Here is a 24,581-nt window from a genome sequence, read left to right on the forward strand (position 1 = left end):
TGCTGGAGGCGACCTTCGCCAACATGGCCGACGGCCTTTCGGTGTTCGACGAAAAAATGGCCGCCTCACGGCCTGGAACGCGCAGTTCATCGAGGTCAACGAGCTCGACTCTGCCCATGTACGCGCCGGAAAGCGCTTCGAGGACATCGTTGTGCGGATGCTCGCCGCCGGCGCGGTCATGGACGGTGCGGCCCGTCTCCCGGCCGATGCAGCCGCCATGTTCCGCCAGCGCCAGGGCGAGGCGACCCGCTGCGAATGGACGTTTCCGAGCGGGCGCGTGGTGGAGCAGCGCAGCCAACCCATGGACGGCGGCTTCGCGACCATCCACACCGATCTCACCGAGCGGCGCACGATGGACAGGAAGCTTCGACAGGCCCAGCACATGGAAGCCGTGGGGCAGTTGACGAGCGGCGTCGCCCATGACTTCAACAACCTCCTCGCTGCCGTCAGCGGCAATCTTCAGATGCTGCACGAGTCGCTTCACGACCGCCGGGACCTGACACCACGGATCCTGCGCGCGCTCGACGCAGCCGAGCGGGGCGCCACCATGACACAGAGGCTGCTGGCCTTCTCCCGCCAGCAGGCCCTGCAGCCCGAGACGACCGATATCAACGCGCTGATACGCAATCTCGTCGAGCTGCTCGACTGTAGTCTCGGCAGCAGCATCCGCTTGGAGACCCACCTGCAGGCGGACCTCGAGGAAGTGTTCGTCGATCCAGGCCAGCTCGAGCATGCCATTCTCAACCTGATCTTCAACAGCCGCGATGCGATGCCGTCCGGCGGCCGCATCAGGATCTCTTCTTCGTCCGCTGCCGGGGCACCAGCCTCCGGCACCTCGCGGGTCCGCATTGCCGTCGAGGACGACGGGGAGGGCATGTCTCCCGATGTGATGGCACGCGCCTACGAACCCTTCTTCACAACCAAGGAACAGGGACGCGGCAGCGGCCTGGGCCTCAGCATGGTGTACGGCTTCGTCACCCAGTCCGGTGGGCAGGTCGACATCGCCAGCACGCGGGGCTCCGGCACCCGCATCGTCATCACGCTGCCAAGGCGAACCGCGACAGCCGCGAAAGGATTCCGGCGCCCCGAGGCGATCGTGGGCGGTACCGCCGCGACTCCCAAGGAGAGCATCCTCATCGTCGAGGACGATCGCCTCGTGCGTGATACGACGGCCGACATGCTGCTCAGTCTCGGCTATTCCATCACCGCCGTCGCAACGATCGACGAGGCGCGAAAGGCCCTCGATGACGACCGTTTCGACCTGCTGTTCACCGATTTCGTCCTGTCCGAAGGCGTGACGGGCGACGATGTCGCCGCTTGTGCACGAAGCGCGGATCCCCAGATCGCCGTTCTCTACACTTCCGGTTATCCGCGCGACAAACTGCGGGACGAGTTGCAGGTGGGCCTCGACATCAATCTGATCGGCAAGCCTTTCTCCAAGGCGGCACTGGCCACCGCTATTCGCGGCCTGCTGGACGTGCGTCGTCAAAGCCAAAGCGCTCCACGACCGCATTGAACCTGTAACCGAGGCCGCGCTCGGTCACGATGAGCCGCGGAGCATGGGGATTGGGCTCGATCTTGCGGCGTACGCGCAGGATCAGAACATCGATCGTCCGATCGAACACGTCGTCATTGCTGCCGCTGCGTGTCATGTCGAGCAGCTGATTGCGCGTGAGGATGCGCCCCGCAGCCGAAACGATGCTGTGCAGCAGGTCGAACTCCCCTCCTGTGAGGGCCACCTGGGCATGCTCGGCAGTGTAGAGCCGCCTGAGATCGACATCGAGGGTCCAGCCCTCGAAACGATAGCCGCGCCGCACGGTGGGCGGGAGCGCCGCCGGAGCGCGTCCACGGCGAAGCACGGCGCGAATGCGCGCGGCCACCTCGCGCGGGCTGAACGGCTTGACGACATAATCGTCAGCGCCCAGTTCCAGCCCGACGATCCGGTCGACCTCAGCGCCCCTGCCCGTCAACATGATGATCGGCACGGCCGTGGTCGCGCGCACGAATCCCGCCAGGGCAAGACCATTGCCATCGGGCAGATTGAGATCGAGTAGAATAAGGTCGACAGGCGCTTCCTCCAGCTGTGCCCGCAACGCGGCGCCCGTGGGGCAGAGAACGACGCGATAGCCTTCGTCCAGGAGCATGTCTTCGAGTGTCCCGGCGACAGCCGGATCATCCTCGACGACGGCGATGCGTATGGCGGTGTCCTGGCTCATTTTGCTCCGGCATTCTCCTGGCCGGCGGGTGCCGTCGTGGCCTTGGCTCCCCAGCCGGCATAGGCCGATATGTTTTCCGAGGTCAGGAGATTCACGGGGATCTCGACCGTATCGCGATCGAGAGAGCGACCGCTGAACAGATCGATACCGAAGGCCACCGCCTTTTCCGCCATGACACGGGGACTCTGGGCCACCGTGGCCGCGAGCCTCGTGCCGGGTTGGCCGAGCGTCTCTGCTCCGAGGGGAGACCCGTCCACCGACACGATGAAGAATTCCGTGCGCCGCGCCCGGGCCGCGGCGATATCCGCCCCGATGGCCGTCGGATCGTTGATCGCGAAGGCCGCGCCGAGCCTGGGATATTTCGTCAGCATATCGGTCATGTGGGACAGGCCACCTTCGAGGCTTCCCCCGCAGTCCTCGTCATCGGGCAGAACCCTTATGTCGGGAAAGCGGGCGAGTTCGGCCTTGCAGCCGCGGACCCTTTCCAGCACGGATGAAACCGGCGGCCCGTTGAGGATGAGAACGTCTCCCTTGCCCCCAAGCCGCCGCGCAAGATAGTCGCAGGCCATGCGCCCTGCCGCTCCGTTGTCGGATGTAACCGTCGCCTGGGCGCCGTTGGCCCGGACGTCGACAGCCACGACGACGATGCCGGCCTGGCGAGCCCTTGCCACGGCAGCGCCGATATTCTGCGTATCCACCGCATTGATGAACAGCAGGTCGGTGCCCTGCGCGATGAACTCGTCGATCTGCTGGATCTGGCGATCGAGATCATAGCCACTCGACCTTACGGTCACCGTGACATCCGGACCGATGAGGCGCTTGGCCGCCTCCTCAATGCTCTCGCCGACCTGCGCGAAGAAGGGATTGTCGAGATCGGCGACGATAACGCCCACCGTTCGCAGTTGCCGGGCTTCGGCCCCCGGACATCCGATTCCCGCGACGAGAGCCAGGGCAAGGAGAAAGCCGCAAAGCCGCCGGCTCCAGGCCGATGCGAAGCCTCCGCAACCCGTGCTTTCGACGTCGATGATCAAGACTGCTCCTCCCCTGTCCCAAGGTTCTCGTGCTTGAAACGGCGGCGGACACTACAGCACCGGCCCGTCTTTCAAAACACACTCCGGACTGCAATGGCGGCACGGGCTTCGGGACGGATAAAGGAGGGCGGCATATGCGCCGCCCAGTTGTGCGAAAGGTACGCCCTTTCGCTGGGAGGTTCACGAGGTTCAGTTCGTGCGCTGGGCCGACCAGCCGACATAGCTGCCGACATTGTCGCGGGTGACCAGCTTGGAATCGAGCAGTTCAACCGGATTGGCCGGCTTCTTGCCGTTCAAGATGTCGACGCCGACCCTGACCGCATGGCGTGCCATCGTGTAGGGATCTTGCGAAGCGGAAGCCTCGATCATGGCGGCCTTCGAATCCTTGAGCGCCGCCTCGATATCCGGAGCGCCGTCCACCGAGGTCAGCACGATGCCCGAACGGTTCTGCTGGCGCGCGGCGAGGTCTGCACCGATCACCTGCGGATCGTTGATCGCGAAGACGGCATCGATCTTGTCGTAGCGCGTCAGGTAGCCCTGCATGACGTTCATGCCGCCATCGCGCGAGCCCTTTCCATCCTGGTCGGAAGAGAGGATCTTGATCCCCGGCGACTTGGCGAGCACCGCCTTGCAGCCGTTGACGCGCTCGATGACGGAGGACACCTGCGGACCGTTCATGATGATGACGTCGCCCTTGCCGTCCAGCTTCTTGGCGATGTACTCGCAGGAGATCTCGCCGGCCTGGCTGTTGTTCGTCTGCACCACGGCGTCGGCGCCCTGCGCGGCCGTATCCACCGCCACGACGACGATGCCGGCGGCCTGCGCCTTGCGGATCGCCGGGCCGATGGCCTTGGGATCGCCCGGGTTCAGCAGGATGAGATCGACGCCGGCAGCGATGAAGTTGTCGATCTGGGTGAACTGCTTGCCGATGTCGTAGTCGTATCCGACGGCCTGCACCTCGACATCCGGATTGGTCTTCTTGGCCTCGTCCTCCGCGCCCTTGGCGAGGGCGACGAAGAACGGATTGCCCATCGAGCCCAGCGAAATGCCGATCTTCTTCAGATCCTTCGCGCCAGCGGGGGCCGTGGTGACGGCGAGCGCCAGAAGCGAAGCCGCGAGCCAGGTTGATTTCGACATGGTTTTCCTCTCCTTGGTTGGGGATATCTCAGGGATGTTGCGCCGGCCTCACCCGATCAGGTGCGGGCCGAGCCTTTCTGGCGGACACGGTCGAGGGCGACGGCACCGATGATGACCAGTCCCTTGATGACGTATTGCCAGATGTCGGAAACGCCGATCAGGATCAGCCCGTTGGTTAGGACCGCAATGATGAGGGCACCGATCAGCGTGCCCCAGATCGAGCCGACGCCGCCCACGAAGGACGTACCGCCCAGGATCACTGCAGTGATGGCATCGAGCTCATAGGCCTGCCCGAGCTGCAGGCCGTTCGCGGCGAACAGCTTGCACGAGAGCATGACGGCGCCGAGGCCGGACATCAGGCCGGAGATGCCGTACACCACCAGATAGACGCGGGGCACCTTGATGCCCGACAGCCGCGCTGCGGCTTCGTTGCCGCCCACGGAATAGATATGAGTGCCCAGCACGGTGCGCTTCAGGACGAACCAGGACACGACGATGACGATGACGGCGATCAGGGCAAGCCACGGAATTCCCATGATCGAGTCGTTGCCGATGAAGGCGTAGGGAATGTCCGAGTTGAACACCGTGTTGTCGCCGCCCATCAGGCGCGCGATGCCGCGTACTGCCGTCAGCGAGCCGAGCGTCACGATGAAGGGCGGCAGCCTGAGGCTGGAGATCAGCAGGCCGTTGATCACGCCGAATCCCGCACCCATGCCGAGCGAAGCGAATATCCAGAGATAGGACAGGTCCGGCATGTTGGAGACGATCAGGCCTGCCATCGCCGAAGCGGCGAGGATGGAGCCGACTGAGAGGTCGATGCCGCCCGTCAGGATGACGAAGGTCATGCCCGCGGCCAGCACCGTGTTCACCGAGGCCTGCTGGAAGACGATGCTGATGTTCTGGCCGGTGAAGAAGCGGCCGCTCGACAGGAATTGGAAGCCGACCGCGACGGCCAGCAGGACGGGCAGCATGCCGAGCGTGGAGATCAGGTTGTGTATCTTCTGGCGGCGTGCCAGGTCGCTGCCCGACACGGCGATTGCGTCATTTGCCATGACATGTCTCCGAAGTGTGGATCAGTTGAGGGACGGCGCGGCCACGCCCGTTGCGAAGCTCATGATGTTCTCCTGCGTGGGCGCGATGCCGGTGCTTCCGCCCACTTCGCCGGTGATCACGCCCTCGCGCATCACCACGATGCGGTCGGCGATGCCGATCACCTCGGGCAGTTCGGAGGAAATGACGAGGATCGCCACGCCCTTCTGGGCCAGCGAATCGATGATCTTGTAGATCTCGGACTTGGCGCCGATGTCGACGCCGCGCGTCGGCTCGTCCAGGATCAGAACCCTGGGCTCGATCTCCAGCCAGCGCGAGAGAAGCACCTTCTGCTGGTTGCCGCCCGAAAGGCCTCCTACCGGATATTCCGGACCGGGCACGCGCACCTTCAGATCGCCGATCGCCTTGAGCGCCCTTTGGCGCGCCTTGCGCCTGTCGAGCACGAAGCCCCATTTCGCATCGCGCCTGAGCACTCCGACATTGGTATTGTCCTGACAGGACATGTCGAGGAACAGCCCATCGCCCCGGCGATCCTCGGTGAGGTAGGCGAGGCCCTTGTCGATCGCATCCTGCGGCGACTGCGGCGCGAACTCGGCACCATCGAGCGTCATCCCTCCATGCGTGCGCGGACGGACGCCGTATATGGCCTGGGCCAGTTCAGATCGTCCGGCGCCGACCAGGCCGGCGAGGCCGACGACCTCGCCGGCCCGCAAGGTGAGCGAACAATCCCGGATACGCGTACCATCGGAAAGGTTCTTCACCTCGAGCACGGGCTTGCTGGCCGCAAGATCGGGCTTGTGTTCCTTGGTGTAGAGCGATGAGAGTTCCCGCCCCACCATCATGCGCACGATGGCGTCGGGGCTCAGGGCCTCACGTTCGAGCGTGCCGACATAGCCCCCGTCCCTCAGGACCGACACGCGGTCGGCGAGCTCGTAGACCTCGTTCATGCGATGGGAGATGTAGACCATCGCAAGTCCCTCGTCGCGGAGCTGGCGGATCATGGAGAACAGGCCGTCGGTCTCGCGGGATGAGAGCGCCGTCGTCGGTTCGTCGAGGATGAGGATCCTCGAATGAGCATGCAGGGCCCGGGCGATCTCGACGAGTTGCTGGTTGGCGATCGTCAACGAGCCCACCAGCGTCGCCCCGGTGAACTGGGCACCGAGGCGCTTCAGCACCGGTTCCACTTCGCGCAGCATCCTGGCCCTGTCGACGACGCCGGCACGATTGATCTCCCGGCCCAGATACATGTTCTGCGCCACCGTCAGGTTCGGCGACAGCGACAGTTCCTGGTAGATGATCGAGATGCCGGCCTCCTTCGAGGAGATCGGCCCGGTGATGTGAACGGGTTTTTCATCGATCAGGATCTCCGCGCCGGGATCCGGCTTGTAGGCGCCGGAGAGCACCTTCATCAGGGTCGACTTGCCGGCGCCGTTCTCGCCCATCAGGGCATGGACCTCACCGGGAAAAAGCGTGAGCTGCACATTGTTGAGTGCCCTGACCGCGCCGAACGTCTTCGAGACGTTGCGCATTTCGAGAATGGGGGCCGTCATGGCAGTGACCGGGCTAAGATTGACTGATCCACCTGTGCGGGGCGTCGACGACTTCGACGGTTCCGCTGCCCGTGCTCGTCAGCGATGTGACGTCCTGCGAAAGCCAAGGCTTGCGTCACGATACCCCTCCCTTTGCCCGGCTCTTCTGTGGCCAAGGCGGGTTCTAGAAACCAAGGGCAGGTGAACGGACGATTTCAACGCCGGATGTCACCTCTGTAATATTTGAAATATTGTGAGGGCTCCCGGCCCTGACGCCGAAGGCCGGACGATCGATTGCGCGGCTGCCATCCTTCTCTTTCGCGAATTGGCCTCATCGCCTAAAGAGCGCGTCGAAAACCCACTGGCTACCCGTCATGATTCGCCTCGAAAACATCTCCAAGCAGAACGGCAACCATCTTCTTTTCGTCGAGACTTCAGCGAGCCTGCTGAAGGGCGAGAAGGCCGGGCTCGTCGGTCCGAACGGTGCCGGCAAGACGACCCTCTTTCGCCTCATCACCAGCCAGGAGGAACCTGACGAGGGCCGCGTCGCCGTCGATCGGGGCGTGACCATCGGCTATTTCAGCCAAGATGTCGGCGAGATGGCGGGCCGTAGCGCCGTGACGGAGGTGATGGATGGCGCTGGTCCGGTGAGCGAAGTCGCCGCCGAACTCAAGGCGCTGGAGGCAGCGATGGCCGATCCCGACCGCATGGACGAGATGGACGAGATCGTCATGCGTTACGGCGAGGTCCAGGCGCGCTTCGAGGAACTCGACGGTTACGCGCTGGAAGGCCGGGCCCGGGAGGTGCTGGCAGGCCTCAGCTTCAGCGAAGCCATGATGGACGGCGACGTAGGTGCCCTCTCCGGCGGCTGGAAGATGCGCGTGGCGCTCGCCCGCATTCTGCTCATGCGTCCGGACGCCATGTTGCTCGACGAGCCGAGCAACCATCTCGACATCGAGAGCCTGATCTGGCTGGAGGAATTTCTCAAGGGCTACGAAGGCGCCCTCCTGATGACGTCGCATGACCGTGAGTTCATGAACCGCATCGTCTCCAAGGTCATCGAGATAGACGGCGGATCGCTCAACACCTATTCGGGCGACTATGAATTCTACGAGCAGCAGCGCGCGCTCAACGAGAAGCAGCAGCAGGCGCAGTTCGAGCGGCAGCAGGCCATGCTCGCCAAGGAGATCAAGTTCATCGAGCGCTTCAAGGCACGTGCCTCCCATGCGGCGCAAGTGCAGAGCCGCGTGAAGAAGCTGGAGAAGATCGAGAAGGTCGAGCCGCCCCGTCGCCGCCAGACCGTCGTCTTCGAATTCCAGCCTGCCCCCCGTTCGGGCGATGATGTCGTGAGCCTCAAGAACGTCCATAAGCGCTACGGCACGCGAAGCATCTATGATGGCCTGAACTTCCAGGTGCGCCGCAAGGAGCGCTGGTGCGTGATGGGCGTCAACGGCGCCGGCAAGTCGACGCTGCTCAAGCTGGTTGCCGGCACTTCGGATCCGGACGAGGGCACGGTGACACCGGGCGGCAGTGTGAAGATGGGTTACTTCGCCCAGCACGCCATGGATCTGCTGGACGGCGATCGTACGATCTTCGAGACGCTGGAGGACTCCTTCCCCCAGGCAGGCCAGGGGTCGCTCAGGGCCTTGGCCGGCTGCTTCGGCTTTTCGGGCGACGACGTCGAGAAGCGCTGCCGCGTATTGTCGGGAGGCGAGAAGGCTCGCCTCGTCATGGCCAAGATGCTCTACGATCCGCCGAATTTTCTGGTGCTCGACGAGCCGACCAACCATCTGGACATGGCGACCAAGGAAATGCTGATCTCCGCCCTCTCTCAGTTCGAAGGCTCGATGCTCTTCGTCTCCCATGACCGCCGCTTCCTGGCGGCGCTCTCCAACCGGGTGCTTGAACTGACGCCGGACGGCATCCACCAATATGGTGGCGGCTACACCGAATACGTGGCGCGCACGGGCCAGGAAGCTCCCGGGCTGCACGGCTGATCCGATATCTCGGGTGCACTGCCGCCCCGACACGAATACTCTCGTGCCACCTGTCGGTTTGCTCCCCTCTCATGCGTCCTCGGTGCATGATAGCGGCTCGAACCGGGAACGGGGATCAGAGGCATGAGGATCTTCTATGGTTGGATAATCGTTGCGGTCGGTGCGTTGATGACCTGCGTCGGTGCCGGCGCCATGTTCTCGCTCGCGGTGTTCCAGTGGCCGATGTCGACCGACACCGGATGGTCGCATGCCGGTATCTCCAGCGCCATGACGCTCGACTTCCTCTTCATGGGAGTGGCCGGCTTCGCGTGGGGAGCGGCAAGCGACCGGTTCGGCGCCCGGCCGGTGGCACTTGCGGGCTCCATCCTGCTGGGCCTCGGCCTGGCGGCGGCCAGCAGGGCCAGTTCGCTCCTCGCCTTCCAGCTGAGCTACGGCATCATCGTTGGGATCGCGGGAGGCGCCTTCTTCGCGCCCATGATCGCATCGGTCACCACTTGGTTCGAGAAGAACCGCAGCCTCGCCGTCTCGCTCGTCTCGGCGGGAATCGGCGTGGCGCCGATGACGGTTTCACCGTTCGCGACCTGGCTGATCGGCGAACTCGGCTGGCGCGACGCCATGCTGGCGATCGCAATCGCCGCCTGGGTCCTGCTCATCCCGGCAACGCTCCTGATACGCTCCGCTCCGGTTTCGGGCTACGACACTGCATCGACGCTGGCGGCGAACGGCGCCGCAAGCCTCTCCGCCTCGCAGGCCTTTCGTAAGCCTCAGTTCATCGTGCTGGCGCTCACCTTCTTCCTGTGCTGCGCCGCTCACTCCGGACCGATCTTCCACATGGTGAGCTATGCCATGATCTGCGGGATTTCCGCACTTGCGGCGGTCAGCATCTACAGCGTCGAAGGGCTGGCGGGCCTTGGCGGGCGCCTCCTCCTCGGCATTCTGGCCGACAGGATCGGTGTCAAACCTGTACTGGTCGCCGGACTTTTCGTGCAGGCCCTCGCCATCAGCGCCTATCTCTATGTCAGCAAGCTTGAAGAATTCTATCTGCTTTCCATCGCATTCGGCACGGCCTATGGCGGTGTGATGCCGCTCTATGCGGTGCTGGCCCGCGAATATTTCGGAGCCCGCATCATGGGCAGCGTCTTCGGTGCCGCGACCATGGCCTCGAGCATCGGCATGGCTTTCGGACCGGTGGCAGGCGGCTGGATCTTCGACAACTTCAACGATTTCCGATGGCTCTACATCGGCTCGTTCAGCGTCGCGCTCGGCGCGGTGGCCGTGGCGCTTGCCTTTCCGCCCCTGCCCTCCCGTTCTCGCGAACGGCTGCAACCCTCCTGAAAAAGAGCTGCCGGGCCAAGCCTCGCCGGTCAGGTCACTTCGAATTCGACGGTGAGTTCGGACAAGCCGGCCTCGTCGGCAGGCATGGCTTCGTCCGCCCCGTCGCTGAACACGGCCAGCGGCAGGCCGATGCCCTTCCAGTCCCCCGCCTCGGCCAGCGTCCGGCGCAGCACGCCCGCCTGCCCCGCCCGGACCTCCACCACAGCCTTGTGGGTCTCCAGTTCAACGATCAGGTCGCCCTTGCCGAAACTGCTGCCTTCCTCCCCATGCCATTCCAGGATGCGGATTTCGTCGACGCCCGGCACGGCCGCTGGCACGCTCAGTTGATAGATCATTCGAGGAACTCTCTGAAGGTCGGGAAAACGGTTCTGGAGACAGGGCAGGCCAAACACGGCCAGCCCTACCCCTCCTTGATGTCAAGCAGGCGACGCAACCGACGGGAACGATGATGGTTCCCAAGGCGGTGAAGCAAGAATAGCGCCAGCTTGATGGGGCCGCGCCGCAGCTTTGCATTTCACATCTTGCAGCATGCGACAGCTGGCTGCAGCACTGTCACCCGGGCTTGCCGTTGAAATCAACGCCGCATGAGGTTCATGGTGGCCGAGGCTGGTGTGCTGTGCAACTATGCACCGGGGATGCTTTCGGAGCATTGAAATGCCGCCTTCGAGGATTTCGGCTTTTCCTGCATCGACTGCCGCAAGCGAGGGAATCTCTTCATGCCAGCCAGTCCTCCCGGCATCACAGGCGGCTTGACCAATTATGGAGACCCCCGCTTCGCTGCCTATCTGCGGCGCTCATTCGCACTCTCGATGGGCTATTCGCGCGGGATGCTGTCGAGACCCGTGATCGGCATCACCTGGACAGCCAGCGGCTTCAACAATTGCCATCGCGGCGTGCCCGAACTCGTGGAGGCGGTAAAGCGTGGAGTACTCGCGGCAGGCGGCCTGCCGCTCGACTTCCCGGTGACCTCGCTCGGCGAGGTCTTCCTCAATCCCACCAGCATGATGTTCCGCAACCTCATGGCGATGGACGTGGAGGAGATGATCCGCGCTCAGCCGATGGACGCCGTGGTGCTGGTCGGAGGCTGCGACAAGACCGTGCCGGCGCTGGTGATGGGCGCGGCATCCGCGGGCAAGCCTGCCATCCTGCTCGTGACGGGGCCGATGATGACCGGCCGCTACCGTGGCGAACGCCTGGGCGCCTGTACCGATTGCCGCCGCTTCTGGGCGCGTTACCGCGGCGGCGAACTGGGCGAGGAAGCCATAGACGACATCGAGGGACGCCTTGCCACCACCTCGGGCACCTGCGCCGTGATGGGCACGGCCAGTACCATGGCGATAGTCGCCGAGACCATGGGCCTGATGCTGCCGGGCACCGCCGCCATCCCCGCCGTGCATGCCGATCGCCTGCGCGCGGCGGAAGCGACCGGCACGGCCGCCATGGAGCTTGCGCTGTCGGGCCGCACGCTCGCCGGTGTGGTCACGCAAGCCAGCATCGACAATGCCGTGAAAGTACTGCTCGCGATCGGCGGCTCCACCAATGCCGTCGTGCATCTCGCCGCCATCGCGGGCCGCCTGGGACTCGAGGTCGATCTCGGGACGCTCAACGCACTCTCCGATGCGACTCCCGTATTGGTCGACCTCAAGCCCACCGGCCAGGGTTACATGGAAGATTTCTTCAATGCCGGAGCCGTCGGCGCACTCCTGCGGCGTCTCGAAGGCCATCTCGATCTTGGCGCGATGACGGTCACCGGCGAGACGCTGGGAGAATTGTTGCCACCCGTAGATGAATGGATCGACGGCGAGGTCATACGCCCGCTCGACAGGCCGATCCGCGCGGAAGGCGGCCTGGTCGCTCTCCATGGCAGCCTGGCTCCCAACGGCGCCATCCTGAAGCGAGCGGCGGCCGATGCGAGTCTCTTCGAGCGCACGGCCCGCGTGGTCGTCTTCGACGGTCTGCAGGATCTGTCCGAGCGCATCGACAACGAGGACCTCGATGTCGGGCCGGACGACGCCCTCGTGCTACGCAATGCGGGCCCCAGGGCCTGCGGCATGCCTGAAGCGGGCTATATCCCCATCCCCGCCAAGCTCTCCCGCCAAGGCGTCAAGGATATGCTGCGCCTCTCCGACGCACGCATGAGCGGCACGGCCTACGGCACCATCGTGCTGCATATTTCTCCCGAAGCGGCGGCTGGCGGCCCACTGGCGCGCATCGAGACGGGAGATCTCATCCGCATCAGCGTGGCGGAGCGGCGGCTCGACCTGCTGGTCGACAGCACGGTCCTGCAGGCGAGAGAGCCAAAAATGCAGGCCATGCCTGGAGAGCGCGGATGGGCCAGGCTATATCGCGACCATGTGCTGCAGGCGGAAGCAGGTTGCGATCTCGATTTTCTGCGATCGCCCCCGGAATGAGGAAGACACTCCCCGACCGCATCCTAACGGCCCAGGTGGTGCCTTCCATCAGGCGCCGGACCAGTCGGGGAGAGACAGGCATGGGCCGCCCCGCTATTGATCTTCGACGGAGTTCTCAGATGACGAAGAAATTTCTGCTTTCGATCCTCCTGTTCGCAGGCCTGAACACCACCCTCGCTGCGCAGACGGTGCCCGGCAGCGGCGAACACTATCTGCCCGCCTGCAAGAGCCTTGCCTCCAACAATGCCGCGTCGCCGACCGACCTGGAACTCCCGAGCCTTTATTGCGCGATCGATATAGACGATCTCTCGGGGATGGGACGCCTGATGCCGGCGGAGAGCCGCTTCTGCAAACCGGCCGACGTCTCGCTGCCGCAGATGGCCGGCGTTGCCGCAGCCTATCTCGACGCTCATCCCGACCGTCTCAAGGAATCCTTCATGACGCTCGCAGGGAATGCTTTCCACGAAAAATGGCCCTGCCCTTGAGTACCTCGTTCAAGGATTGAGCATCAGGCGCGCCCTGCCCTGCGTATCGTAGCGCTCCGCCTGAGCAAGCGTTGCCTCGACGTCCGCCCGTGCATCCTGCTTTGCACGCGGCACGGAGGCCGGCGTGGGCTGGCGGCCAAGCCGGGTTTCGATGGTCTTAGTGACGGGGCCGAGAGTGCCCGCAGTTGCCCCGCCAACGCGCGAGATGGTCTGCTGCTCCATTCCGCCGGTATCACAAGCAGGGCCCCAAGGACCAGGATGCCCCTGGGATTCATCGCTTCCCATTTTCGGACGGCTGCATCTGCACTCGCGAAGAGACTCGGAAGTGCGGTAGGTCCTGAGCAAAAAATATAACGTTACGTCCACGTAAACACGTCATATTTGACGGAGTGTGTCGGGAGAACGAGGCAGCTACATTGCAATTGCGAATGGCGCAGCGATCTCCGAACAGATCCCCTCCATGCTGTGCTGTTCGCACCTTCGCTCGGTTCTCTCGGTACCCTATCTAAGCCCGCATTGCGGGCTTCTTTTTACCTTCACCCATCTTGGTAATAAACACATTAATCACGGATTATGAAATGACAATAAAGCTTACCTAATTGGAAAACCTTCAGTATATGTCTTTTTATTTGAGACAATACTTAGTAAGTCGGTGAAGTATTCAAAAGTAGAGCTTACCGACAATCCGAAAAGATCCTTCCGTTTCTCGCGATTCAGATCAGTTCTCCATTCACGCTGTCGTGCCCCATGTTGATACTTCCAAACACTTCCACTCCCCGGCCGAGAAAGGCAGTTGACGTGGCATCCGGCCCCGACGTGCGATCTCTCGACAGGATGTTCCACGCCCTCGCCGACGCGAGCCGCCGCACCATGGTGGATCGGCTCTGCCAGGGGCCGGCCACGGTGACCGAGCTGGCCCAACCCCTTTCGATGGGCATGCCCGCCGTGCTCAAGCACCTGAGCGTGCTTGAAGCCGGCGGCATCGTTGCTTCCGAGAAAAACGGTCGCGTGCGGACCTATCGGATGACCACGGACGCCCTGAAGCTCGCCGAGGGTTGGGTTGTCGAACGCAAGACGTGGCTCGGGCAGGCGAACGGCAAGTCGGGTCGACATCGCAGTGGCGAGATGCTGGAGGCAAAGGAGGCCTGATCGGCGGGTCCATCTGGCCAAACTGCCCGAGCAGGACAAGAAGCTGCCACGCCGGACGCGACTGCCCTAGCTTTGCCGCAAGACCTCTCCGGCAATTGCCGAGAGAAATTGCGGAAGCACGCCGAAGGCGTAAGGCGCGTGGACGCGCTCGAGCCTCTGGTGGAACTCCCGTCCCCACGGTCCGATATTGACCGTGGGATAGGACAGAGCCCCCTGGACTGCCTCGTCGACATACTGCGCAGCCGGCGTATTCGAGGCCACGATGTGACTGTCCGCCTCCGGTGGCGCCTGGCCGAGAAAGCTCATATCGGAGATTCCCATAAAATAATCGCGATATTTGAAACGGGTGCCGAGTCGCTGCTCCACGGCGCTGCGGGCTGCCTCGAGCCCTTGCGCAAAGGCCAGGTCGAGCGGCCGCGAAGCATCGAGATGCGTATGAGGATAGTGGAGGCTGCCAAAACCGATGACGACTGCCGGCCCGGTGAGGCGGGCCTGCGCCACCATCTCGTCCACCAGCCGCCGGGTGACCTCGAGAGGATTGTCATTGCCGGCCAGGGATGTCTCGAGGCTCCTGACGGCGGTAATGGCGGCATGCCCGCCGACACGTTCGAGCTTCTGCCGCAACTCGGCAACGGTGAGCACGAGCGGGCTGCGCTCCCCGGCGGGCTGGGGCGCCGCGATATAGTGGGCGTACCGCTCCGCCTGGACGTTGAAATGCTGCAGGGCGCGTGACAGCGCCCCCTGCACCTTCGAGCGGAAAAGGTTGAACATTTCCTCCGGCGAGCGCGAATGGGACAGCCAGTTGAACGCGATCCAGGTGCGATCCGGCGTCGTCACCTCGTAGCCGCCGCGAAAGTCCCGGGCCTCCAGGCAGATCGGAGGCGGCGACACCTCGCCACCCGCACGATCGCAGAGTTCGGCATTGGCCTCGACGGCCCGCATGATCTCGGCCGCGATCAGATGGGCACTTATGCCCTCGAAGGGATAGCTCGCGTGGGAGGGCTGGCCGACGATAAAGGCAAAGGGCAATAGCTTGCCTATAGTACCCCGGTAGATCGCCCTTCCTTCCGTTCCATCACCCTGGTCACTGGTCGCATCGAGATTGATCCCGGCAACGATGTCGATGCCCCAGCGCGCCGCGAGTGCAGGCAACGCGCGGCGCAGACTGCGCATGCCCTGCGAATTGCGCTCCTCGTCCGGCGTCACAAACAGGATGAGATTGCCGTCCCGCTCCTCCTTCTCCGCAAACTGCTCGAGCACGGCGATGCCGGCCGCGACACCGCTCTTCATGTCAAGCATGCCGCGGCCGGGAATGAAGTCGCCGCTGCGAAAATCGTCCAGCGCTCGTTCCTCGCTTGGCGAGAGAGGCCGGCTCGACAGATCGGCGACGAGCGCTTCTCGCAACGCATCGGGTTCGAAGGCCAGCGCTGCGAGATCGCGGTAATTGTCGACCGACACCACGTCATAATGGCCCGCGAGCGCCAGCGTACGGCTCCCCTTCCCGCGCACCAGAGCGACGACGTTGCGAGTCGGCGGCGAGCCGTGGCTGTCGATGAGGGTGATGTCGTCGGGGTTTGCCTGGAAGTGGGGAATCTCTCTCAGCAATCCCGCCAGCTTTTCGCCAAAGGCCGCTTCGCCCGAAGTGCCTGTCTCGCTCGCCCAGCCCACGAGACGATAGGAGAGTTCGCGTACCCGTTCTGTGGGATCCCATATGGCGTCGGTCGTCACGGATCTGTTCCCATGTTTGCCGGCACGACGTGAAAAGCTAGAGGGCCGGTGATATCCGAAACGCTATCAGGCATAACGAACAGCGAAAACGCCAATCTGGTATAGAAATTGCCAGGACTCTGCTAAATCAGCAAAAGATTTGACGAAAAAGAGAATGACGCGATGGACGATCTCGACCAGAAGCTGGTTGCTGAACTGCGTATCAACGGCCGTGCCACCATCCCGACTCTCGCCAGCATTCTCGGCGTCGCCCGCGGCACGGTACAGAGCCGGATGGAAAAGCTCATGGCATCCGGCGTCATCGCAGGCTTCACGGTGCGGCTCAGGGATCACGCCAGCGCCGACATGATCCGCGGCGTCATGATGATCGAACTCAGCGGAAGAAGCATCAAGACGGTGATCGCCTCGCTGCGCAAGAACCCCGGCTTCTCCGCCATCCACACCACCAACGGTAGCTGGGACCTGATCGGAGAGATCGAGGTGCCCGATCTCAACGAGTTTCATCGGGTTGTCACGGGCGTCCGGAGCATGGAAGGCATCGCCAAATCGGAAACGCACCTGTTCCTGGGCCCGGCCTGACGATCGGCGCTACGTTGCCAGCCCGAATTCCGCCGCGCTCTCGCTCAGCCAGTGCCAGAAGCTCCCGGCCATGCTGCGGAAGAGCGCGATCTCGTAGGTCGGCGCATCGTCGAGCTGCCAGAGCGTCACCCCGATGTGAGAACAGGCCGTGACGGCGACGTCCCCCGGAGCGAAGGCACGCGGGTGCAGATCGATGTCCAGCCCCTTGGCGAAGGCCTCGCGCACCCTAGGGCCGGAAACGCGCAGCGCGGCATAGCCGGAAGACTGATCTGTTACGGCGGCGAGACCCGCAAGCGCCCGCGAGAGCTCCTCGGCGAGGGTCGCCTGGGGCTGTCCGGGGACGACGTCACGGGCCGCAAGCCATGTGCCGGGACCCGTCCCCATGATCGCGAGCGGCCCCGCTTCGATCCGCTTGGGGCCCGACGGCAGCCTTACGCCATATGTCGCGTCCATCCGAGCCGCCAGCGCGCCTTCCTGCCCCCGGCGAGCGGAAACAACCGCCAGTTCAAGGTCGGAGCGGTCCTGGACCGTTACGCCGTTCCCCTCTCCCACGGGCTTCAGAAAGCCCTCGAAGGCACTGCGTTCCGTGAGAATGAGAGTGCCTGCCAGGGCGACATCAGACATGGAGGCGGCTCCCTTCCGGATCGAAGAAGACGGGCGAAACGATCTCGACCTCGATATCGCCATTGCGCACGGGATCGTAGGCGCGCACCACTTCACCGTGGCGCGCGGGGCCACCGGCCAGCAGGCCCAGTCCGATCCAGCTTTCGACCATCGGCGAGTAGACCACCGAAGTCACGTAGCCCTCGTCGTTGCCGGCCTCGGCTGCCGCTCCCTTTTTGAGGAAGTGCGCCCCTGCGCGCAGGCGTTCGGCCGGATTGACCGGCTTGAGGCCCACGAGGGCGGGACGATCCGCTGCCGTGAGCGCGGGGCGGCCAGCAAGTATACGGCCGATATAATCCTTCTTGGTCGACATCATCTTGCCAAGGCCGAGATCCCGGACCGTCGTCTGGCCGCTGAGCTCATTGCCGGCGACGTGGCCCTTCTCGACGCGCATGACGCCAAGCGCCTCCGTACCGTAGGCACAGCCTCCCAGTTCCATCGCCAGCGCCATGAGCGCTTCGAGAAGGGCGAGACCATACTGCGCCGGCACGGCGATCTCATAGGCGAGTTCACCCGAAAAGGAGAGCCGGTAGAGACGCGAGGAGACATTGCCGAGCGCAAGGAGGCCACATCCCATGTAGGGAAAAGCCTCGTCGGACAGATCGGTTCCCGGTCCGTAGAGCTTCTGCAGGAGTTCGCGTGCCTTCGGACCCGCCACCGAATATTGGGACCACTGCTCAGTGATCGAGCTCAGCGAGACGTCGAGCTCAGGCCAGAGCACCTGGCGGCAGAACTCCAGATGCTGCATCACCTTCACCGCGTTGGCGGTGGTGGTGGACATCACGAAATGGTCGGGCGCGAAGCGAGCCGAGGTGCCGTCATCCATGACGAAGCCGTCCTCGCGCAACATCAGGCCGTAACGGGCCTTGCCCACCGCCACGGTGGAGAAGGTGTTGACGTACACACGGTCGAGGAAGGCCCCGGCGTCGGCGCCCTTGATGTCGATCTTGCCGAGCGTGGAGACATCGCAGACACCGACGGCCGAACGCGTGGTCCGCACCTCGCGAGAGACGCTTTCCAGCCAGTCCTTCTCGCCAGGCCTCGTGAACCACTGCGGGCGCAGCCATTGGCCGGCCTCGACCATGGTGGCGCCGTTTGCAATCGACCAGTCATGGCCGGCGGTAAGCCGCGTCGCCTTGAAATGCTTGCCGCGATGAGGGCCGGCCAGGGCGCCGATCGCCACCGGCAGATGCGGCGGACGGGCAGCGGTGGTGCCGACATCGGTCATGGGACGGCCAACCAGCGCAGCCATCATGGCGTGGCCGGCGACACCGGAAGTCTTGCCCTGGTCCGTCGCCATGCCGAGCGTGGTATAGCGCTTGAGGTGCTCGACGGATCGGAAGCCCTCCCGATGGGCAATCTCGATGTCCTTGGCGGTGACATCGTTCTGCTGGTCGACGAAGGCCTTCGAGTGGCTCTCCGCGACGTGCCAGAGCGGCGTGAGGCCGACGGCTTCGTCCTTGCAGGTCGGAAGCGGCGCTCCACCGACGGAGAAGCCACAATCGGTGGCGGCCGTGCGGCCCGCTTCAAAGCCTGCACGCAGGCAAGCCCCCAGCGAGAAGTCCCCGTTGGCCGCGCCTGCGACCATCATTCCCTCCGGCAGGTCGCCCGGCACGAAGGCGGCCAGATCGTCAGACCAGCGCGGCTTGTTGCCCTTGTGGGTGGTGAGCGCGACCTGCGGGTTCCAGCCGCCGGAAACGGCGAGGAGATCAGCGGCGATCGTCTCGCGGCTGCGCCCGCTGATGACCTCGACGGCCTTGATGCCTTGGGCGCCGCCCTTCGCATCAGTCACGCGCGCGCCGAGCATCATGCGGGTGCCGATGCTTGAAGCCCAGCTGGAAACATCCGGGCTAACCTCCTGACGGGAATCGACAATCGCCGAAACCGTGACACCGGCTGCGGTGAGGTCGGCAGCGGTTCGCCAGCCGTCGTCGCCCGTCGTGAAGATGGCGGCCTGGCGCCCCGGCGCCACGCCGTAGCGGTTCAGATAGGTGCGGACCGCGGAGGCGAGCATCACGCCGGGACGGTCATTGCCACCAAATACGATCGGTCGCTCCACCGCCCCCATGGCGTTGACGCAGCGCCTCGCCATGATGTGCCAAAGGCGCTGGCGGGGCTGGTGTCCGGACGGAAGCGGCAGATGGTCGGACACACGCTCCAGCGCGCCGAAGGTGCCGCCATCATAGGCGCCGAACACCTGGGTGCGGCGCATGATGCGAACTTCCGGCATGGAGTCGAGCTCGGCCTCGATCTCCGCTGCGAACATCTCGCCCGGCTTGCCATCCACCTCCTGGCGTTCGGCCAGCAGGCGGCCGCCGAGCCGAAAATCGTCCTCGCAAAGAATGACGCGCGCGCCGGCCCTGCCGGCTTCCAGCGCCGCCATCAGGCCGGCAGGGCCGGATCCGATCACCAGCACATCGCAGAAGGCGGCGGCCTTTTCGTAACGGTCGGGATCGGGCTGCCCGCTGGCCCTGCCGAGACCGGCGGCGCGGCGGATCAGCGGCTCGTAAACCTTCTCCCAGAAGGAAGCTGGCCACATGAAGGTCTTGTAGTAGAAACCACCGACGAAAAGCGGACCGCCAAGCTGGTTCAGCGACATCAGGTCGAAGCCGAGCGAGGGCCAGCGATTCTGGCTGGCCGCTTCGAGCCCTTCGTAGAGCTCGATGGTGGTCGCCTTGGTGTTGGGCTCGCGCCTTGCGCCCGTCCTCAGTTCAACCAGCGCGTTCGGCTCTTCCGGTCCCGCGGTGAAGACGCCGCGCGGGCGATGGTATTTGAAGGAGCGGCCGACGAGGCGCACGCCATTGGCCATGAGGGCCGATGCGAGCGTATCGCCCGCAAGGCCCTGGTAGGATCTGCCGTCGAACTGGAAGCCGCGGGGGCTGGCACGATCGACGAGGCCGGCCGATGGCAGGCGAAACGAGACCGCGCTGCTCATGGGACTACTCCCGTCGCGCCCGGCACCAGAACGGCCTCGGAGATTGCGTGGGTGCGGGTATTGCGCTTAACCCTAAGCCAGGAACGGCAACCGGAGGAGTGGTACCAGAGCTCTTCATGCTCCCCTTCGGGATTGTCGCGTAAATAAGCGTAATCAAAGAAGAGTTTGCCGGCATCCGTCGCAGCAGGATCGGGTCGTACCGGCTTGGCATCCCCGAGATAGGTGAATTCATGCGCTCCTCGCGCACCGCAATAGGGACAGGCAATCCGCATCGAACCGCGCCTCTAAGGCATTTTCCAGAAAAGCCGACAGACCCTTCGATTGAGAAAATGCGTGAAAACAAAGTGTTGGAGAAAGGAGTGACTTCGGGAAATCGCGCCTTGCTCTAGTGGAGATTGGGTTGGGCACCCTGGCCCTTCTCGTCGATCACCGCCCCTGTCTCGAAGCGGTCGAGCCGGTAGGCCCTGGCGACCTGGTGAGGCTCGTCCTTCGCGATGAGATGGGCGAAGCACCAGCCCGAGGCGGGGGTAGCCTTGAAGCCGCCATAGCACCAGCCGCAATTCAGATAGAGGCCGTCAATGCCGCTCTTGTCGATGATGGGCGAACCGTCCATCGACATGTCCATGATGCCGCCCCAGCTGCGCAGCAGGCGAAGGCGGCCGATCATCGGCATCAAGGCCATCCCGCCCTCGCAGACGTCCTCCACCACGGGCAGATTTCCGCGCTGCGCATAGGAGTTGTAACCGTCGATATCGCCACCGAAGACGAGACCGCCCTTGTCGGACTGGCTTACATAGAAATGCCCGGCGCCGAAGGTGATCACGCCGGGTATCAGGGGCTTCAATCCCTCGGAAACGAAGGCCTGCAGAACATGGCTCTCGATAGGCAGGCGAAGGCCTGCCAGGGCACCGACCTTGGAGGTGTTGCCGGCGACGGCCATGCCGATCTTCCCCGCCCTCAGGGTGCCGCGCGTGGTCTCGACGCCGACGATGCGGCCTCCCTCGCGCACGAAACCCTTCACCTCGCAGTTCTGCACGATGTCAACGCCACGATCGCTGGCGCCGCGGGCATACCCCCACGCGACGGCATCGTGGCGGGCCGTGCCCCCGCGGCGCTGCAGCAGCCCGCCCTGGATGGGGAAACGCGCATCGTCGAAATTCAGGAAGGGCACCATGGCCTTCACGTCGTCCCGGTCGAGCAGTTCGGCGTCCACGCCGTGCAGGCGCATGGCATTGCCGCGCCGGGCGTAGGCATCGCGCTGGGCGTCGGAATGGTACAGGTTCAGCACGCCGCGCTGGCTCATCATCGCATTGTAGTTGAAGTCCTGCTCCAGCCCTTCCCAAAGCTTCATCGAATGCTCGTAGAACGGAATGTTGCCGGGCAAGAGATAGTTGGAACGCACGATGGTGGTATTGCGCCCGGCGTTGCCACCGCCGATCCAGCCCTTCTCCAGCACCGCCACATTGGTGATGCCGAACTCCTTGGCCAGGTAGTAGGCCGTGGCGAGGCCATGGCCGCCACCGCCGATGATGATGACGTCGTAGGAAAGCCGCGGCTCGGCATCGCGCCACGCCGGCTTCCAGCCGCGATGGCCGGTGAGGGCATTCTTCAGCAGGGAAAAAACGGAATAGTGCATCAGGCTTCCTGCCGGGGATGAAGTCGCGGGATCTGGATCATGGGGAACGAACGCATAAAACGAATTTAACCCAGAGTGAAAGATTATTCCTGAGTTCGCAAGTGCCTTACGAGCATAGTATGGATGAATCGAGGATCAATGCCGCAGCGGCCCAAAAAGGATGCGGTATCATCGCGCGGAGGCACCATGAGCAGCACATCGCAACCCGTCATCACCCGGGAGGAGGAGCGGCCGCGCGAGTTCTGGGAGGATCCTGCCAAGGGAAGCGTAGCCTGGCATACCCTGTTCAGCGGGGACATCACGCCGACCGACAGCCTGTGCGCGGGAATCGCGGTGCTGCCTGCGAAGGGGGACAATCCTCGCCATCGCCACGCCGAGCCAGAGCTTTATCTAATCCTCGAAGGCAGCGGCGTGCTCACCATCGACGGCAGGGAAAGCCCGGTCACCAAGGGAGCGGCCATCTTCATTCCCGGCAATGCCTGGCATTCGCTGCGCAACGCGCTCGATACCGAGTTGAAACTCCTTTACGTCTTCCCGGCCGGCCGCTTTTCAGACGTGATCTACGAGTTTGCCGACTAGCGGGAAGGTCAAGGCAGCCTTTCCCCACGCGCGGCGACCGGCACGGGCTGCCAACCGAGAGGGCTCGATCTCCGGGACAACGGAAGATCGCTCATCGTGGATCCTGCTGCCCATGGGAAGCTCCCATATCAAGCAGGATCGACGCTGGACAACCCCTCCTCCCAATAAGGCGGATCGCCGAAGGCCCGGCGCAGATGGTCCGCCAGCGCCCGTAATTTTGCGGAGGGACGCCGCCCTTCGGGGTGCGCGAGGAAGACGGACTCCCCCTCCGGCCGAATGCCGACGTCGATGATTCGCAGACGGCCAGCCCGGACGACGGGCCCCGCGATGAATGCAGGCAACAGGGCGATGCCGAGGCCCGCCAATGCCGCATCGCGAATCATTTCGCCATTGTTGACGCGCAATGCCACGCGGGCTCGCACGATCTGAGCACCATCGGGGCCTACGAAACGCCAATCCGCCACGCCCCGATTGGTGTAGAAAATGCCCCTGTGATCGTCCAGGTCCGCGATCGAACGCGGTGTGCCATATCGTGCGAGATAGTCGTTCGAGGCCACCAGGAAGCGCCGGCTCGGCGCGAGACGCCAGACCATCAGGCGTGAATCATCGATGATGCCGTGGCGTATCACTCCGTCATATGCCCCGGAGGCTATGTCGACACGGCGGTCGTCGAGGTCGAGCGTCAATTCGATCTGGGGATGGGCAGCGAGAAACGGATACAGTGCCGGCCCCAGATGCATGTTGCCGAAGGTGATGGGCGCGGCGATGCGCATCGGCCCCGTGAGCGTACCGCGTCTCTCGGCGAGGTCGGCGCCCGCCTCCTCCACCTCCCGCAGGATACGTCTTGCACGATCGAGGAAAGCCGCGCCATCCTCCGTCATCGACAGGCGGCGCGTCGTGCGGTGGAGCAGCCTAGCCCCAACGCTTCTTTCCAACTCGCCCAGCCTTTCGCTGACCACGGATTTAGACAACCGCAACAGGCGGGCCGCCTCGCTGATCGAGCCGGCGTCGGCGACCGCCACGAAACTCGCAATGCCATCCAGTTTCATCGTTCGGATTTTCCGGAAGATAGATCCGCTTTGAGCAGAATAGTCCGAACCTACGCCCTGCGCCATATTCATGTCGCCAATCGAATTCCGACCAGCAGAAGGACACGAAGATCATGGACAGACTCAAAGGCAAACGCGCTCTCATCACCGGCGGCACCACCGGCATCGGCCTCGAAACCGCCCGCCAGTTCATCCAGGAAGGTGCCCGCGTCGCCGTGACCGGCACCAATCCCGAGACACTGGAGGCCGCACGCAGGGAATTGGGAGAAGGCGCCCTCGTCATCAAGGCCGATGCCTCCGACGTGGCCGGCCAGAAGCAGGTCGCCGACACTCTCGAGCAGGCATTCGGCGGGCTCGACATCCTCTTCGTCAACGCCGGCATCGCCCTGCTCAAGCCGATCGAGGCGTGGACCGAAATCGACTACGACCGCGTCTTCGCCATCAATGTGAAAGGCCCCTATTTCCTGATCCAGGCGTTGCTGCCGATCCTCGCCAACCCGGCCTCGATCGTGCTGAACACCTCGGTGAACGCCCATATCGGCATGCCCAATTCCAGCGTCTACGCCGCCTCCAAGGCGGCCCTGCAATCGCTTATCCGTACGCTCTCGGGCGAACTCATCGGGCGGGGCATCCGCCTCAACGCCGTGAGCCCCGGCCCGGTGGCGACGCCTCTGTACGGCAAGCTCGGCTTCTCGGAGACCGATCTCAAGAACGTCGCCGAAGGCATCAAGAACCTCGTTCCGGCAGGCCGCTTCGGCGAGCCCAGCGAGATCGCCAAGGCGGTGGTATTCCTCGCCTCGGACGAGGCAGCCTATACGGTCGGCAGCGAGATCATGATCGACGGCGGCATGGGAACGTTGTAACCCGATCGGGAGCGGCAGGGCGCCGACGGAACCTGCCGCTCGCTTGCGCGTCGATATTGTCAGACTGTATGGTAGTGTGGCAGTGAATTGCTTTCCGTTTGAAAAGGCCGAAACCGCCGCATGTTTTTCCTTTCGAAAGCCGCTGTTTTCTGATTGAAAATCCTTTTGCAAAGGCAAAAGCGGTCGCTATATTCAAGCAAATATCACGC

The 24,581-nt window shown here is 63.9% G+C and carries 22 protein-coding genes and 1 pseudogene; 10 read left to right on the forward strand and 13 right to left on the reverse strand.

Translation table 11 applies throughout. The features are described 5' to 3' along the window. Positions 1-88 precede the first annotated feature (88 nt). Together AC6H34_RS00160 and AC6H34_RS00165 are read left to right on the forward strand one after the other, a co-directional pair. Positions 89-295: pseudogene (locus tag AC6H34_RS00160) on the forward strand (hypothetical protein); the annotation flags it as partial. Positions 296-301: 6 nt separating this feature from the next. Further along, the gene (locus AC6H34_RS00165) at positions 302-1,516 is read left to right on the forward strand and encodes an ATP-binding protein (RefSeq protein ID WP_497537530.1); all 1,215 of its coding nucleotides are present in this window, start codon (positions 302-304) and stop codon (positions 1,514-1,516) included. Here AC6H34_RS00165 and AC6H34_RS00170 read toward each other — a convergent pair. The 5 genes from AC6H34_RS00170 to AC6H34_RS00190 form a co-directional block, all read right to left on the reverse strand. Beyond that, complete coding sequence (locus AC6H34_RS00170; RefSeq protein ID WP_448146734.1) at positions 1,458-2,216, reverse strand: response regulator; 759 nt, start codon at positions 2,214-2,216, stop codon at positions 1,458-1,460. The genes AC6H34_RS00165 and AC6H34_RS00170 overlap by 59 nt on opposite strands. After that, positions 2,213-3,247 carry a substrate-binding domain-containing protein gene (locus AC6H34_RS00175; RefSeq protein WP_448146733.1) on the reverse strand — a complete coding sequence of 345 codons (1,035 nt, stop codon included), beginning with the start codon at positions 3,245-3,247 and terminating at the stop codon, positions 2,213-2,215. Before AC6H34_RS00175 ends, AC6H34_RS00170 begins: the two co-directional genes overlap by 4 nt. Positions 3,248-3,436: 189 nt before the next feature. Next, a complete protein-coding gene (locus AC6H34_RS00180; protein WP_497537531.1) occupies positions 3,437-4,384 on the reverse strand; it encodes an ABC transporter substrate-binding protein in 948 nt (315 codons plus the stop codon). A gap of 56 nt (positions 4,385-4,440) precedes the next feature. Continuing rightward, on the reverse strand, positions 4,441-5,436 hold the full coding sequence (locus AC6H34_RS00185) for an ABC transporter permease subunit (RefSeq protein WP_497537532.1): 996 nt from the start codon (positions 5,434-5,436) through the stop codon (positions 4,441-4,443). 21 nt (positions 5,437-5,457) lie between these two features. Further along, complete coding sequence (locus AC6H34_RS00190; protein ID WP_497537533.1) at positions 5,458-6,984, reverse strand: sugar ABC transporter ATP-binding protein; 1,527 nt, start codon at positions 6,982-6,984, stop codon at positions 5,458-5,460. A 353-nt stretch (positions 6,985-7,337) separates the two neighbouring features. Between AC6H34_RS00190 and AC6H34_RS00195 the strand changes: the two genes are divergently transcribed. Next, positions 7,338-8,960, forward strand: coding sequence for an ABC-F family ATP-binding cassette domain-containing protein (locus tag AC6H34_RS00195; protein WP_448146729.1), 1,623 nt, complete (start codon positions 7,338-7,340; stop codon positions 8,958-8,960). Positions 8,961-9,083: 123 nt separating this feature from the next. Next, positions 9,084-10,295: an MFS transporter gene (locus AC6H34_RS00200; RefSeq protein ID WP_497537534.1), complete on the forward strand. Its 1,212-nt coding sequence runs from the start codon at positions 9,084-9,086 to the stop codon at positions 10,293-10,295. Positions 10,296-10,324: 29 nt separating this feature from the next. Here AC6H34_RS00200 and AC6H34_RS00205 read toward each other — a convergent pair whose 3' ends face one another. Beyond that, a complete protein-coding gene (locus tag AC6H34_RS00205) occupies positions 10,325-10,630 on the reverse strand; it encodes a lipoyl domain-containing protein (RefSeq protein WP_497537535.1) in 306 nt (101 codons plus the stop codon). Positions 10,631-11,011: 381 nt separating this feature from the next. Between AC6H34_RS00205 and AC6H34_RS00210 the strand changes: the two genes are divergently transcribed. After that, positions 11,012-12,706: a dihydroxy-acid dehydratase gene (locus AC6H34_RS00210; protein WP_497537536.1), complete on the forward strand. Its 1,695-nt coding sequence runs from the start codon at positions 11,012-11,014 to the stop codon at positions 12,704-12,706. Positions 12,707-12,825: 119 nt separating this feature from the next. After that, positions 12,826-13,191 (forward strand): Rap1a/Tai family immunity protein, encoded by a 366-nt coding sequence (locus tag AC6H34_RS00215; protein ID WP_448146725.1) that lies wholly within the window; start codon positions 12,826-12,828, stop codon positions 13,189-13,191. Positions 13,192-13,200: 9 nt separating this feature from the next. Here the strand turns inward: AC6H34_RS00215 and AC6H34_RS00220 are convergent, their stop codons facing one another. Then, the gene (locus tag AC6H34_RS00220) at positions 13,201-13,413 is read right to left on the reverse strand and encodes a hypothetical protein (protein ID WP_497537537.1); all 213 of its coding nucleotides are present in this window, start codon (positions 13,411-13,413) and stop codon (positions 13,201-13,203) included. Positions 13,414-14,025: 612 nt separating this feature from the next. Here AC6H34_RS00220 and AC6H34_RS00225 point away from each other — a divergent pair. Further along, positions 14,026-14,340 (forward strand): ArsR/SmtB family transcription factor, encoded by a 315-nt coding sequence (locus AC6H34_RS00225; protein ID WP_448151250.1) that lies wholly within the window; start codon positions 14,026-14,028, stop codon positions 14,338-14,340. Positions 14,341-14,406: 66 nt separating this feature from the next. Here AC6H34_RS00225 and AC6H34_RS00230 read toward each other — a convergent pair whose 3' ends face one another. Beyond that, the gene (locus AC6H34_RS00230) at positions 14,407-16,068 is read right to left on the reverse strand and encodes a M20/M25/M40 family metallo-hydrolase (RefSeq protein ID WP_497537538.1); all 1,662 of its coding nucleotides are present in this window, start codon (positions 16,066-16,068) and stop codon (positions 14,407-14,409) included. A 162-nt stretch (positions 16,069-16,230) separates the two neighbouring features. On the opposite strand from AC6H34_RS00230, the gene AC6H34_RS00235 reads away from it, so the two are divergent. Further along, the gene (locus tag AC6H34_RS00235) at positions 16,231-16,647 is read left to right on the forward strand and encodes an Lrp/AsnC family transcriptional regulator (RefSeq protein WP_448146722.1); all 417 of its coding nucleotides are present in this window, start codon (positions 16,231-16,233) and stop codon (positions 16,645-16,647) included. 9 nt (positions 16,648-16,656) lie between these two features. Here the strand turns inward: AC6H34_RS00235 and AC6H34_RS00240 are convergent, their stop codons facing one another. The 4 genes from AC6H34_RS00240 to AC6H34_RS00255 all read right to left on the reverse strand — a co-directional run bounded on the left by AC6H34_RS00240 (position 16,657) and on the right by AC6H34_RS00255 (position 21,881). After that, positions 16,657-17,271: a sarcosine oxidase subunit gamma gene (locus AC6H34_RS00240; RefSeq protein ID WP_497537539.1), complete on the reverse strand. Its 615-nt coding sequence runs from the start codon at positions 17,269-17,271 to the stop codon at positions 16,657-16,659. Continuing rightward, the gene (locus AC6H34_RS00245) at positions 17,264-20,245 is read right to left on the reverse strand and encodes a sarcosine oxidase subunit alpha family protein (protein WP_497537540.1); all 2,982 of its coding nucleotides are present in this window, start codon (positions 20,243-20,245) and stop codon (positions 17,264-17,266) included. The genes AC6H34_RS00240 and AC6H34_RS00245 overlap by 8 nt, the downstream gene beginning before the upstream one ends. Beyond that, on the reverse strand, positions 20,242-20,517 hold the full coding sequence (locus AC6H34_RS00250) for a sarcosine oxidase subunit delta (RefSeq protein ID WP_497537541.1): 276 nt from the start codon (positions 20,515-20,517) through the stop codon (positions 20,242-20,244). The genes AC6H34_RS00245 and AC6H34_RS00250 overlap by 4 nt, the downstream gene beginning before the upstream one ends. 113 nt (positions 20,518-20,630) lie before the next feature. Beyond that, positions 20,631-21,881, reverse strand: a complete 1,251-nt coding sequence (locus AC6H34_RS00255; protein ID WP_497537542.1) for a sarcosine oxidase subunit beta family protein — start codon at positions 21,879-21,881, stop codon at positions 20,631-20,633. A gap of 186 nt (positions 21,882-22,067) precedes the next feature. On the opposite strand from AC6H34_RS00255, the gene AC6H34_RS00260 reads away from it, so the two are divergent. Beyond that, entirely contained in the window at positions 22,068-22,460 is a 393-nt protein-coding gene (locus AC6H34_RS00260) for a cupin domain-containing protein (RefSeq protein WP_497537543.1), read from the forward strand. A gap of 128 nt (positions 22,461-22,588) precedes the next feature. Here the strand turns inward: AC6H34_RS00260 and AC6H34_RS00265 are convergent, their stop codons facing one another. Further along, positions 22,589-23,509, reverse strand: a complete 921-nt coding sequence (locus AC6H34_RS00265) for a LysR family transcriptional regulator (protein ID WP_497537544.1) — start codon at positions 23,507-23,509, stop codon at positions 22,589-22,591. 113 nt (positions 23,510-23,622) lie between these two features. Between AC6H34_RS00265 and AC6H34_RS00270 the strand changes: the two genes are divergently transcribed. After that, positions 23,623-24,372: an SDR family oxidoreductase gene (locus AC6H34_RS00270; protein WP_448146716.1), complete on the forward strand. Its 750-nt coding sequence runs from the start codon at positions 23,623-23,625 to the stop codon at positions 24,370-24,372. Positions 24,373-24,581: the final 209 nt, after the last annotated feature.

Source organism: Labrys sp. ALF-8, from assembly GCF_059699065.1.

Coding starts and splice junctions, on each gene's coding strand:
- AC6H34_RS00165 (WP_497537530.1), top strand. CDS start 302: ATGGACGGCGGCTTCGCGACCATCCACACCGATCTCACCGAGCGGCGC.
- AC6H34_RS00170 (WP_448146734.1), bottom strand. CDS start 2,216: ATGAGCCAGGACACCGCCATACGCATCGCCGTCGTCGAGGATGATCCG.
- AC6H34_RS00180 (WP_497537531.1), bottom strand. CDS start 4,384: ATGTCGAAATCAACCTGGCTCGCGGCTTCGCTTCTGGCGCTCGCCGTC.
- AC6H34_RS00185 (WP_497537532.1), bottom strand. CDS start 5,436: ATGGCAAATGACGCAATCGCCGTGTCGGGCAGCGACCTGGCACGCCGC.
- AC6H34_RS00190 (WP_497537533.1), bottom strand. CDS start 6,984: ATGACGGCCCCCATTCTCGAAATGCGCAACGTCTCGAAGACGTTCGGC.
- AC6H34_RS00195 (WP_448146729.1), top strand. CDS start 7,338: ATGATTCGCCTCGAAAACATCTCCAAGCAGAACGGCAACCATCTTCTT.
- AC6H34_RS00200 (WP_497537534.1), top strand. CDS start 9,084: ATGAGGATCTTCTATGGTTGGATAATCGTTGCGGTCGGTGCGTTGATG.
- AC6H34_RS00205 (WP_497537535.1), bottom strand. CDS start 10,630: ATGATCTATCAACTGAGCGTGCCAGCGGCCGTGCCGGGCGTCGACGAA.
- AC6H34_RS00210 (WP_497537536.1), top strand. CDS start 11,012: ATGCCAGCCAGTCCTCCCGGCATCACAGGCGGCTTGACCAATTATGGA.
- AC6H34_RS00215 (WP_448146725.1), top strand. CDS start 12,826: ATGACGAAGAAATTTCTGCTTTCGATCCTCCTGTTCGCAGGCCTGAAC.
- AC6H34_RS00220 (WP_497537537.1), bottom strand. CDS start 13,413: ATGGAGCAGCAGACCATCTCGCGCGTTGGCGGGGCAACTGCGGGCACT.
- AC6H34_RS00225 (WP_448151250.1), top strand. CDS start 14,026: ATGTTCCACGCCCTCGCCGACGCGAGCCGCCGCACCATGGTGGATCGG.
- AC6H34_RS00235 (WP_448146722.1), top strand. CDS start 16,231: ATGGACGATCTCGACCAGAAGCTGGTTGCTGAACTGCGTATCAACGGC.
- AC6H34_RS00240 (WP_497537539.1), bottom strand. CDS start 17,271: ATGTCTGATGTCGCCCTGGCAGGCACTCTCATTCTCACGGAACGCAGT.
- AC6H34_RS00245 (WP_497537540.1), bottom strand. CDS start 20,245: ATGAGCAGCGCGGTCTCGTTTCGCCTGCCATCGGCCGGCCTCGTCGAT.
- AC6H34_RS00250 (WP_497537541.1), bottom strand. CDS start 20,517: ATGCGGATTGCCTGTCCCTATTGCGGTGCGCGAGGAGCGCATGAATTC.
- AC6H34_RS00255 (WP_497537542.1), bottom strand. CDS start 21,881: ATGCACTATTCCGTTTTTTCCCTGCTGAAGAATGCCCTCACCGGCCAT.
- AC6H34_RS00260 (WP_497537543.1), top strand. CDS start 22,068: ATGAGCAGCACATCGCAACCCGTCATCACCCGGGAGGAGGAGCGGCCG.
- AC6H34_RS00265 (WP_497537544.1), bottom strand. CDS start 23,509: ATGAAACTGGATGGCATTGCGAGTTTCGTGGCGGTCGCCGACGCCGGC.
- AC6H34_RS00270 (WP_448146716.1), top strand. CDS start 23,623: ATGGACAGACTCAAAGGCAAACGCGCTCTCATCACCGGCGGCACCACC.